Origin of the sequence: Paenibacillus etheri, assembly GCF_001012825.1 — a bacterium.
In the GTDB taxonomy this organism is placed as follows: Bacteria; Bacillota; Bacilli; order Paenibacillales; family Paenibacillaceae; genus Paenibacillus_AQ; species Paenibacillus_AQ etheri.
The window spans coordinates 1-401 of the sequence record NZ_LCZJ02000071.1 but is presented as its reverse complement, the minus strand read 5'-3'; the positions used below and the strand labels follow the sequence as shown (position 1 = coordinate 401).

The 401-nt window shown below is 43.6% G+C and carries 1 protein-coding gene; it reads right to left on the bottom strand.

Annotation, left to right across the window (positions count from 1 at the left end):
- Nucleotides 1-401, bottom strand: a 401-nt coding sequence (locus UQ64_RS31445) for a hypothetical protein (RefSeq protein ID WP_209445902.1), incomplete at both ends; no start/stop codon positions are given.

Sequence of the window (401 nt, the reverse complement as noted above, 5' to 3'; positions counted from 1 at the left end):
CTACTCCAGTTATCGCTTCTGGTGCTGTTATGCTCACTAGAGTCTTGTCCTGTTCTGAATCTGACTCTGCATTTACAGTAACACTAATGCTTGTTGTTAGTTCAACGCTACCTGGATTTACCACACCTGCTGGTAATTCGACTCTTCCATCTACATCGAATTTCTGCTCTTTTTTCACAGCAGGATCGTAACTTGAATTCTCTACATCCCATGTTACGTTAGCCGGCACATCTCCAAAGTTTGTTACCAATGTTACGGTTTCAGGCAACCCAAGGGCTTCTGCCGTCTTGTCTGTTCCGTAGACTACTCCAGTTATCGCTTCTGGTGCTGTTATGCTCACTAGAGTCTTGTCCTGTTCTGAATCTGACTCTGCATTTACAGTAACACTAATGCTTGTTGTT